Origin of the sequence: Flavobacterium sp., from assembly GCF_031363805.1 — a bacterium.
In the GTDB taxonomy this organism is placed as follows: Bacteria; Bacteroidota; Bacteroidia; order Flavobacteriales; family Flavobacteriaceae; genus Flavobacterium.
The window spans coordinates 1-11,363 of sequence record NZ_JANLVD010000220.1; the positions used below are offsets into that span (position 1 = coordinate 1).

The following is an 11,363-nucleotide window of genomic DNA, read 5'->3' on the forward strand; positions in this document are numbered from 1 at the left end:
AATGATTGGTTTAAACGACATTGTGGTAGAATCTAGAAACTATGCAGAAGCCATTATTGCCAATATACCTCTACCATTATTGATACTTGATGAAAATTTGAGAGTCCAAAAAGCAAATACCGCTTTTTATAAAACATTTCATGTTAATGAAAAGGATACAGAACAGGTACTTGTGTATGATTTAGGAAATAAACAATGGAATATTCCAGCTTTAAAAAAATTATTAGAAAATATTTTACCTCAAAAATCAACCTTCCATAATTTTGAAATTACACATACTTTTTCAAATATTGGAGAAAGAATCATGTTGCTTAATGCACGTGAAATAAAAAAAGAAACCAGTGCAGAAAAACTCATTCTTTTAGTAATTGAAGACATTACTGAATACAAAAAAATTGAAAAAGAAAGGAGAGATATTGAAGAACGTTTTCATTTTATAGCAGATTCTATGCCTCAAAAAGTGTGGACAGCAGATCCGATTGGAAATATTAATTACATGAATAAGTGTTGGATGGAATATACAGGAATTCCGTATGAAGATTTAAAAGATTGGGGTTGGGACAAGATAGTGCATCCAGATGATTTAGAAGAATTAGTTGCCATTTGGAAAAATAGTATTGCCACTGGCAAAAATTTCGAAATGCAACACCGTTTAATAAATAGTAAAAATATTTACAAATGGCACCTAGCCAGAGGTCTTGCACAAAAAAATTCAAAAGGTGAAATCATCATGTGGGTTGGTACAAATACAGAAATAGAAGAGCAGGTAAGAGAAAAAGAAGTATTGGAAGGAACCGTAACTAAAAAAACCATCGAATTAAAAAAGGCAAACAAGCTGCTTGAAGAAAAAAATAATGAATTAGGAAATATGAATAACGAACTTCAGTCATTTGCCTATGTATCTAGCCACGATTTGCAAGAACCGCTTCGTAAAATACAAACTTTTGCAGGACGCATTCTTGACACAGAATACAAAAACTTATCTGATAAAGGGAAAGACTATTTTCAAAAAATGAATAATACAGCCAGAAGAATGCAAACACTTATAGAAGATTTGCTTGCTTTTTCAAATACCAATGTTTCTGAACGTAAATTTCAAAATACCAACCTCAAAAAAATTGTAGAAGATATAAAAAACGATTTATTTGACGACATTAATGAAAAAAATGGTATAATCGATTCCAGTGAACTTGGAGATGCTTACATTAATACTTTCCAATTCAGACAGGTTATACAAAACCTGATTAGCAATTCTTTAAAGTTTGCAATACAAGATGTACCTTCCAAAATAATCATTAAAAGTGAAATAGGGGAAAGTAGTTATTTTGAAAATCAAAACCCAACATTAACACCTGGAAAGCTATCAGCAGAAAAAAAGTACAATCATATTATTTTTAAAGACAATGGTATAGGATTCGATCAAGAATATCAAAACCGAATATTTGAAGTTTTTCAGCGTTTAAACCATAAAGAAAAATATTCTGGTACTGGAATAGGTCTTGCCATTGTGAAAAAAATAATTGATAATCATAATGGTGTTATCACGGCAACTGGACAACTTAACAAAGGAGCACAATTTGATATTTATATTCCAATAAGTTGATAATATAATATTTTTGATCTTTTTTGACCACATAGGCTCATAGAAAATTCAATAATAAAAGTCGCTTCGCTCAATTAAAGTGGTCATAGTGCTATATGCAAAATGAAATTTTCTTAGACTTTCCTGCAAATAATTATATAGCTATGAATTTCTATGTGGTTAAAAAAAATAAATTTTCAAAAGCTGAAATATTAAAATTTGTAAAAATAAATTACTTACAGATTAATATTCCACTAAAACTTATTGAAAAACCTCAAATACTTCACCATCAAAACTAGCAAATACCATACTTGGATGCGAATCTTGGTGAAACATATTGCCTAAATGGTCTATGGCAATCGCACCCGCAAAACCATCATACGGTTTTAGTTCAGCAAAAGTTTTTTCAAAAGCTTTTTCCAACGAGAAACCATCAGTTACACGTGTAACAATTTTGGCAGCAGTTGCATTACTTACAATATCCTCGCCTACACCGGTTAAACTTACTCCACAGAATTGGTTGGCATAATTTCCTGCCACAGTAGCAGAATCTGATATGCGTCCTACCAATTCAAAACCTTTTCCGCCAGTAGATGTAGCCACAGCAATTTTACCATTTTTATCCAAAGCTACACAACCAACAGTTCCAGTTCTTAACGATTTTAACTTGGCTTCATATTCTGCTTTCCGTTGCGGAATTTCAGTTGAAAAAATTTCAAATCCATTTTTTCTGGCATAATTTGTAGCGCCACTTCCGCCGAGAACGCGATCGTCTTCCTGCATTAAAACTTGCGCTACCTGAACAGGATTTTTCACTTCTTCAATATTGATTACACCACTCATTTTTTGAGTTTCTCCATCCATAATGGCGGCAGACATTCGTATTTTCCCATCGCTTTGTATTTGAGAACCAATACCAGCATTAAACAAAGCATCGTCTTCCAATTGCGAAACAGCAAAAACTACTGTTTCCAATGCAGAATGGGTTTTCAAAAATTCGTAAGATGATTTTACAATACGTTCCAAAGCATTTTGTTTGGCAACTTTGGTTTCATGATTGGTAGAAGATTCAGAGAAAAAACCACCGTGTATAATTATTTTCATGTTCGTTTTATATTATATGGAACACAGATTTAAGAAATTGGAGAATTTTTTTTAATTATTCTAATTTTTTAAATCTGTGTTCATAAGAAAAATTTAAATCAACTTTCCTTCGTTAAGATCTGATCGTGTAAAACTCAAATTTTCGGCATATTGCGAAGAATTAATATGCATTTTATGAGTTGACAAATTAAAAGTGTCGTATTTGCTCATTACGTGGGTGACCAAATGATTAATAGATATTGGATAACCCAACTCAACCTGAGTTAAATTGGTGTCTTTGATTTCCCGACCATCAACCAAAATAACCAGTCCAGACCCAATCGCTTCCATTTGTGTATTATTGGTTATGAGCAATCCCGTGTCTTCTCCAAGTCCTATTCCTAGCACTTTTGGATTACCCACAACGGCTTGAAAAAGCCGACCAATTCTACCACGCTGTACAAAATGAGTATCTATAATAACGCCATCAATAAGTCCTAAACCACTGGTTATTTTTACTTCGCCTTTCAGCAAAGCTTCAGAACTACTGCCTTGATAAATCATATTATTGGAAGCAGCAGCAGCACCAGCTGAAGTGCCTGCATAGATAAAATCTTCATTAATATATTTTTCCAAAATCAAATCATGAAACGGTGTGCCACCCAAAATAGAAGTCAATCTCAATTGGTCGCCACCAGTAAACATCACCACATCGGCGGCTTTTAATCTGGCCACCACTTCTGGATCCATAGCTTGTTCTCGGCGTTCAATATTCAAAATATCAACATTCTGTGCACCTAAATAATTGAGCGCTTTTACATATTCTGGTCCAATTTCTTTCGGAATTTTTGAAGCCGTAGTAATTACTTCAATTCTAGAAAGCAATTTATGTTTTGATTCATCCAAAATTCTCTTCAAAATACCAGTCTCAAAAAAATTTAAGTTTTTAACTGCGCTTTTATCCAAATCGGTTTCCGTAAAACTCCCTTTATCAACCGCACCACCAATTATAATCAATTTTCCACGTATATTCATTTGGTAAAAATAACCAAAAATTGAAATAAACCAAATCTAATTGATTTATTTTGAAGCAAAACTTTACAGTATTTATCAACATTATTCCTGCTGTATGTTTCAATCTTTTTGTGATTTTGTCCTTCGACAAGCTCAGGATGACAAAACCACAAAAAGGATTTCCACTTCCATCAGGGCTAATTTTCAAATTTACAACTTTTATTAAACCATTATAAAAAACTAAGAATCAATTCATTCAATAAAACCTACATTTTTAAAACAAAATATTCAACAAAAATGTTTAATAATCACAAAATTTTTCTATTTTTAACAAATACATTAAAAAATAACTTTCCAAAATGAAAATACTGAAAATTCAAGCGCTTCGCGGACCAAATATTTGGAGTGTACAACGCAAAAAACTAATTCAAATGCGTTTGGATTTAGAAGAAATGGAACAGTCTCCAACCAATAAAATCGATGGTTTTAGAGAACGATTAGAAAAAATGTTTCCAACAATGATAGAGCATCGTTGTTCTGAAGGCACTCGAGGCGGTTTTTTCTCCCGCATAGAACGTGGCACTTGGATGGGTCACGTTATAGAACACATTGCACTCGAAATACAAACTTTAGCCGGAATGGAAACAGGTTTTGGTCGAACCCGCGAAACCAAAACACCCGGAACCTACAATGTAGTTTTTAGCTATACCGAAGAAAATGTAGGGCTTTTTGCTGCAGAAAGTTCAGTAGCCATTGCCGAAGCTTTAATTGCAGGAACAGATTATGACTTGGAAGCAGACATTCAAAAAATGCGCGTGATTAGAGACCGTGTGCGTTTGGGTCCGAGTACAGGAAGCATCGTTGAAGAAGCTGTAAACAGAGATATTCCATGGATAAGATTGGGCACAAATTCATTGGTTCAATTGGGATATGGCATCAATCAAATGCGTTTTCAAGCCACTATCACCTGTAAAACGAGTAGTATTGCGGTAGATATAGCTTGCAACAAAGAGCAAACCAAAAAAATGCTAGACGCAGCTTCGATTCCTGTTGCCAATGGTGGCATTTGTGTAACCGAAGAAGATTTAGCCGAAACTATAGCTAAAATTGGCTATCCAATTGTGCTAAAACCACTAGATGGAAACCACGGAAAAGGCGCTTCCATCAATGTTAAAACATGGGAAGATGCACTGGCTGGTTTGGAATATGCCAAAAAATACAGTTCTCGAATTATTGTAGAAAAATTTATTACAGGTTTCGATTTCCGTGTGCTTATTATTGACAATAAATTGGTGGCTGCTGCAAAACGTGTCCCAGCAAATGTAGTAGGAAATGGAAAAGATTCTATTCAAAAACTCATAGAAGAAACCAACAAAGATCCGCGCCGTGGTTATGGCCACGAAAATGTATTGACCGAAATAACCATAGATCGTGATACGGAAGATTTATTAGAAAAATTAAAATATAGTGTTGATAGCGTTCCAAGAAAAGACGAAGTAGTTTACTTAAAATCTACAGCCAATTTGAGTACTGGCGGAACCTCTGTAGATGTAACAGATATGATGCATCCAGAAAATATTTTTCTTTGCGAACGTATTTCACGCGTGATAGGATTGGATATTTGTGGCGTAGATATCATGGCGGAAAACTTGACTCAGCCACTCAAAGAAAATGGAGGTTGTGTTTTGGAAGTCAATGCCGCTCCCGGATTTCGTATGCATTTGGCACCGTCTGAAGGGTTGCCCAGAAATGTAGCATCGCCAGTCATAGATATGTTGTATCCACCGGGTAAACCAAGCAGAATTCCAATTATTGCGGTTACGGGAACCAACGGGAAAACCACCACCACAAGACTTATAGCCCATATTGTAAAAAATAATGGGTATAAAGTGGGTTTCACCACATCCGACGGGATATATGTGCAGAACCACATGATGGAAAAGGGCGATACTACCGGACCACTTTCTGCCGAATATATTTTGAAAGATCCTACCGTAGAATTTGCCGTTTTGGAAACGGCGCGTGGCGGAATTCTTCGTTCAGGATTGGGTTTCAGCCGTTGCGATATTGCCATTATTACCAATATTCAAGAAGACCATTTGGGACTGAACGATATTAATACTTTGGACGATTTGGCCCGTGTAAAAGCCACTGTGGTAAGAAGTGTAAAGAAAGACGGCTGGGCAATTTTAAATGCCGAAGATGCAAATTGTGTAAAAATAGCGTCGGATTTGAGTTGCAATGTGGCTTTCTTTTCTTTGGATGAAAACAATCCATTGATTCAAAAATTATGCAAAGAAGGCAAAACAGTTGCGGTTTATGAAAACGGATACATTACCATAAAAAAAGGTGAATGGAAAATTCGTGTGGAACGCGCTACCCATGTTCCGCTTACCTTAGGCGGAAAAGCGAAATTTATGGTTGCCAATGTTTTGGCGGCAACATTAGCCAGTTATTTGTATGGTTTTAAAACGGAAGATATAAGCTTGTCGTTGCAAACATTTATTCCAAGTGTAGCACAAACGCCTGGAAGAATGAATATTTTCGAATTCAAAAAATTCAAAGTTTTAATTGATTTTGCTCATAACCCAGCAGGTTACAGAGCCGTGGAAAGCTATTTAGAAAGTGTAGAATCCACCAAAAAAATAGGAATTATTGCGGGTGTGGGTGACCGCCGTGACGAAGATATTAAAGAATGTGGCTTAATTGCTGGTCGCATGTTTGACCATATTATTATTCGTCAAGAAAAATATTTGCGTGGTAGAACAGAAGAAGAAATTATAAATTTAATATTGGAAGGCGTATCAGAATCTGGAAAAAATGTAACCCACGAAATTATTCCAAAGGAAATTGAAGCTATAAAACATGCCATTGACAATGCCGAAGATGGTAGTTTTATTACCGCTTTGAGCGATGTAGTAGCCAATGCTATCAATATTGTGCAGGAATATTTGGATAAGGAAAATGAGGAAGGGAATATTTAGGGATTTAAATTTCAAATTCTTTTTACTAAAATAGTATATAAACGCCAGTGTAATGCTGGCGTTTTTTTATTTGAAATAAAAAAAGAATACAAAATGTATAATGCAATACCTAATTGTTAAAATCTAAAAAACTGACATCCCAGTTTTGGTAGTTAACAATTCTAGAGCGGACATTCCTAATTCTGAATTTCCTTTTTCATTAAGTCGTGGCGACCAAGTAGCTACTACAAAATTTTTTGGAAATAATGCCGCTATTCCACCACCAATTCCACTTTTGCCAGGAAGTCCAACTTTGTATGTGAATTCTCCAGATTCGTCATAAAATCCGCAGGTTTGCATTAAAGCATTCAGTCGTTTAACTTGGCTTTTAAGTAATATTTTTTCTCCAGAAATAGTGTTTCCTTCATTAGCAAAAAAGAAAAATGAATGTGCCAATTCTTTGCAAGTCATTTCCAACGAACATTGGTGAAAATAAAAATCGAGAACCGTTTCTACATCATTTTTAATATTCCCAAAAGATTTCAAGAAGTTGCACAAAGCAGCATTTCTAAAACCTGTTTCTTTTTCTGAGTTGGCAACATTCAAATTATAATTTATAGTATCGCAATTTGAAATTTTTCTGATAAATTTTAAAAAATCATTTTTAGGGTTTTCTAGATTGGTCACTAACATATCTGCAATGACAAGTGCTCCAGCATTGATAAATGGATTTCTTGGGATGCCTTTTTCGTATTCTAGTTGCACCAGCGAGTTGAAAGCACTTCCAGAAGGCTCAACGCCTACTCTTTCCCATACTTTTTCGTCTAGAAATGAGAACGCCAAAGCAACGGTTAATGCTTTAGAGACTGATTGGATGGAAAATTTTTCGTTGGAATCTCCAATTCCAAAATCCTCACCACTAATCGTTGTAAGATGAATGCCAAATTTGTTTGGATTTATTTTAGATAATTCTGGAATAGTTTTGGCGACATTGCCAATCGAGGGAAGCTGTTTTGCTTCTTGGTATATTTCTTGGAGAATGGTTTCGTAGTTCATTTCAATGGAATTAAAAGGCATTTTTAACTACGTTTTCTGTTTCTTCTTCCTCGCCGCCGGAAACAAAATATTGTTCAATATTAATCTGAAACCTGGCGAGTTTGGGTGTAAGTCCAAAAGTGTGGGCTCATCTCCTACCCGATGCTGGAAATCTTCCGGGTCATGACCACCAAAATAGGTAAAAAATCCTTTTCCTTTTTGTCCGTGAATGTATCGAGCTTCGCTATTGATTTGGTTTTCTCCCAAAACAAGTACATTGGTTTTAACCAAATCGCGCTCAAAAGCCGTAGTTTGACCCATGAATCCTTTTACTAATGATGTATGATTTTGACATAGCATGGTAGGAATAACATCCCACTTTGCAGAAAATTCCATGAGGGTGAAATAATCTTTTTCGAATGGAATTCTTCTGGTTTCGGTCATATCTATATCTGAAAATTCATAATGATCAGGCTTTCTGTCGAGTATAAAATTTTTGAATGCAAATGATTTGGTGTAATCAATTTTGGTTTGATAATTGGGCTCGCTTGCATCGCCATCGAACATGGTTTCGCAAATATCAACTCCTTCCGCCGCCAAGGCAATATCGAAACTATCTGTGGCAGAACACATGGCAAACATAAAACCGCCACCTATTACAAAATCGCGAATTTTTCGAGCTACTGCACCTTTTTCTTCAGAAACTTTATTGTAACCTAATTTTTGAGCCAGTGCCTCAGCTTCTCGTTTTTGTTCAATATACCATGGAGCATTTTTATAGGTTGCATAAAACTTGCCATATTGTCCTGTAAAATCTTCATGATGAAGGTGCAACCAGTCGTAAAGTAGCAGTTGATCGCTTAAAACTTCGGTATCATAAATGGTGGTAAAAGGAATTTCGGCATAGGTTAAAACCATAGTCACAGCATCGTCCCAAGGTTGTTTGCCAGGTGGCGAATAGACAGCTACTTTGGGTGCTTTTTCTAAAACAACAGTTTCCATATTTTGTGATGGTGATGAAATTTCGTTGAGTATAGAATTGGTTTCATTGTCTGAAAGGACTTCAAAACTTACACCGCGTATTTGACATTCTTTTCTAATATCTAAAACATCTGGAAGCAAAAAAGAACCGCCACGGTAGTTGAGCAACCAACTCGCTTTGTACTGTTTGTTCAACGCCCAATAGGTTATTCCATAGGCTTTTAGATGATTTTTCTGACTTGTTTCATCCATGGGAAGCAATATGAAATTTGCTTTTATGGAGTTACAAATTAGAAATATGAATATGAATAATAACTTTTTAATTTGCATTTTCGAAAATTTTAATTCAAAGATAAATGAAAAAAAATTAAAACGGCACATCACCATCATCTTCAAAATTATTCAAATTGCTTCCGAAAGCCTCATTTGCAGATGGTAAGTTTTTGGTTTGAAAAGGATTATCATCATGTCCTAAATTCATTGTCGATGGCAAATAATCTTCACCTACTGAATAATCCTCCAAATTATCAAATTTACCCAAGTTTCCAATAAATTTCAATCTCACATTTTCTAAACTTCCATTACGGTGTTTGGCAATTATAAATTCGGCTTGACCTTGGGTTGGCGAATGCTCATCGTCATCCCATTCATCTATTTTATAATATTCTGGTCGGTAAATAAACGAAACAATATCCGCATCTTGCTCAATCGCACCAGATTCCCGAAGGTCAGAAAGCAAAGGTCGCTTGCTTGAACCACGAGTTTCCACCGCACGCGACAATTGAGAAAGTGCAATAACAGGAACTTCCAATTCTTTGGCCAAAGCTTTTAAATTTCTTGAAATGGTCGAAATTTCTTGTTCCCGATTTCCTATTCCTTTTCCGTTGCTTCCTCCTGCTGTCATTAGTTGCAAATAGTCGACAATAATAATTTTTATGTCGTGTTGGGATTTTAAACGTCTGGCTTTGGCACGCAAATCAAAAATAGAAAGCGATGGAGAATCATCAATATACAAAGGTGCTTTTTCCAAATCTTTGACTTTCACGCTCAACTGTTCCCACTCATGTTTTTCGAGTTTTCCAGTTCTTAATTTTTCTGAAGACAGTCCAGTTTCCGAAGAAATTAAACGTGTAATTAATTGAACAGAAGACATTTCAAGCGAAAATAAGGCAACAGCATGACCAAAGTCGATGGCTACATTTCGTGCCATTGAAAGTACGAACGCAGTATTATGAGTAACTGTCATATCTTCCAAAAGAAACAATCGATTTCCGTCGATTTCAAAACCATAATAATCGTCTTCCTTGTCAAACTCAACCTTAACTCCAGTTACTTTCCAATCGACTTTTGAATTCCATTCCCTTGCTTTTTTACGCTCAATTTTTGTTGGAATTGAATCCAAATTACCAAAAATTCTTATTCTACAAGCTTCACCTTCAAATCCTATAGCTTTTATACTTGTTTTTTTCTTTTTTAGTGAACTTCTAAAACCTAAAGAATCACAAAGAAATTTTATTTGTTTAGATAATCTTTCGCTTTTTTGAACAATTTCAAAACAATTGAATTCAGATGTATAATATCCATCGGAATCTATCAATCCAGCCAAAAGTTGTAATCTGTTTTGTGTTGAATTGATAAGGAAATCTTGTGGAATATGTTTGTTTTGAATCAAATCCAACTTTCGCAATTCTTCTTGAATATTGATTTGAAAATCTTCAGAGTTTGCTCTGTTTCTTTTTACAATTGAATAATTATTTGTCCTATCTTCTTGATAGTAAGTAACAAGTTCAATTTCTAATCTATCAGCGTAATCATTTAAATAGTCTATAATTTCTTCATCAATATTGGTGATACGTTGACTGTAAGAATGTCCATCGCCAAGCCATAATCCTAAATAATATGGTTCTAATGATAAAAATTTCTCATCAAATTCTACTGCAACTTTATAACCTTTGTAATTTGATTTGAATTTATCAGATTTCTCTAAATAATCCTTAACTGTTATATTTAAAACTTCTCCTTTTTTATGTCCGCCTTCAATTCTACTTCTCTTCAAAGAAAGTATATGACTTTCGTTAACGCGATAAGAAATTCCTTTATTTTGGTGAATCCAATACATATTCTCTCTACCTCTTGCTATAGACAGCACTTTTCTTGAAGTGGAATCGTCACCCATGAGTAAATCATCGGTGGTTACATCTTCAACTTTTCGTAATGAACCATCAAACAGTAACACATTAGTGCCTTTTCCAAGACATTTCCCCATCCCGGGTCTCGCCGCAATAATAATCAAATCTGAAGGTTGCCAGCCTGATGTTATTTTGTCTAATTTATCAAAACCTGTGGCTATTCCAGAAAGTCCTTCTTTACCAGCAATTTCTTCAATACGCTTTTTGGCTTGAATGACTAAACTTTGTGCTGTTTCTGAACTTCGTTTGATGTTTCCTTGCGTTACTTCATAGAGTTTTGATTCGGCTTTGTCCAATAAATCAAATACATCAGTAGTTTCATCATACGATTCTTCTATAATTTCAGATGATATTTTTATCAAACTTCGTTGAATGTATTTTTGTAAAATGATGCGGGAGTGAAACTCAATATGCGCCGAAGATGATATTTTTTGAGTAAGCTGAATTAAATAAAAATCGCCACCAGCCAAATCCAATTTTGCAGATTTTTTAAGTTGCGCCGAAACTGTTAATAAA

Annotated in this window: 7 protein-coding genes; 2 read left to right on the plus strand and 5 right to left on the minus strand. The window is 34.9% G+C overall.

Going from position 1 to position 11,363, the window contains the following annotated elements; genetic code table 11:
- Positions 1-1,603: ATP-binding protein (locus RMN92_RS11650; RefSeq protein ID WP_309609616.1), on the plus strand; the 1,603-nt coding region annotated here is incomplete at its 5' end.
- A 240-nt stretch (positions 1,604-1,843) separates the two neighbouring features.
- Here RMN92_RS11650 and RMN92_RS11655 read toward each other — a convergent pair.
- Both RMN92_RS11655 and RMN92_RS11660 read right to left on the minus strand, forming a co-directional pair.
- The gene (locus RMN92_RS11655; protein ID WP_309609617.1) at positions 1,844-2,686 is read right to left on the minus strand and encodes an isoaspartyl peptidase/L-asparaginase; all 843 of its coding nucleotides are present in this window, start codon (positions 2,684-2,686) and stop codon (positions 1,844-1,846) included.
- A gap of 93 nt (positions 2,687-2,779) precedes the next feature.
- Positions 2,780-3,700 carry a cyanophycinase gene (locus RMN92_RS11660; RefSeq protein ID WP_309609618.1) on the minus strand — a complete coding sequence of 307 codons (921 nt, stop codon included), beginning with the start codon at positions 3,698-3,700 and terminating at the stop codon, positions 2,780-2,782.
- Between the two features lie 338 nt (positions 3,701-4,038).
- On the opposite strand from RMN92_RS11660, the gene cphA reads away from it, so the two are divergent.
- Entirely contained in the window at positions 4,039-6,663 is a 2,625-nt protein-coding gene (gene cphA / locus RMN92_RS11665) for a cyanophycin synthetase (RefSeq protein ID WP_309609619.1), read from the plus strand.
- A 123-nt stretch (positions 6,664-6,786) separates the two neighbouring features.
- Here the strand turns inward: cphA and RMN92_RS11670 are convergent, their stop codons facing one another.
- The 3 genes from RMN92_RS11670 to dnaB all read right to left on the minus strand — a co-directional run.
- Positions 6,787-7,698, minus strand: a complete 912-nt coding sequence (locus tag RMN92_RS11670; protein WP_309609622.1) for a glutaminase — start codon at positions 7,696-7,698, stop codon at positions 6,787-6,789.
- A 27-nt stretch (positions 7,699-7,725) separates the two neighbouring features.
- Positions 7,726-8,988 (minus strand): asparagine synthetase B, encoded by a 1,263-nt coding sequence (locus tag RMN92_RS11675; RefSeq protein WP_309609620.1) that lies wholly within the window; start codon positions 8,986-8,988, stop codon positions 7,726-7,728.
- Between the two features lie 37 nt (positions 8,989-9,025).
- On the minus strand, positions 9,026-11,363 hold a 2,338-nt coding region (dnaB, locus tag RMN92_RS11680; protein WP_309609621.1), incomplete at its 5' end, for a replicative DNA helicase.

What these genes read in the sequence shown, in the direction of transcription:
- RMN92_RS11655 (WP_309609617.1), bottom strand. Translation starts at nt 2,686, where the DNA reads ATGAAAATAATTATACACGGTGGTTTTTTCTCTGAATCTTCTACCAAT.
- RMN92_RS11660 (WP_309609618.1), bottom strand. Translation starts at nt 3,700, where the DNA reads ATGAATATACGTGGAAAATTGATTATAATTGGTGGTGCGGTTGATAAA.
- cphA (WP_309609619.1), top strand. Translation starts at nt 4,039, where the DNA reads ATGAAAATACTGAAAATTCAAGCGCTTCGCGGACCAAATATTTGGAGT.
- RMN92_RS11670 (WP_309609622.1), bottom strand. Translation starts at nt 7,698, where the DNA reads ATGAACTACGAAACCATTCTCCAAGAAATATACCAAGAAGCAAAACAG.
- RMN92_RS11675 (WP_309609620.1), bottom strand. Translation starts at nt 8,988, where the DNA reads ATGCAAATTAAAAAGTTATTATTCATATTCATATTTCTAATTTGTAAC.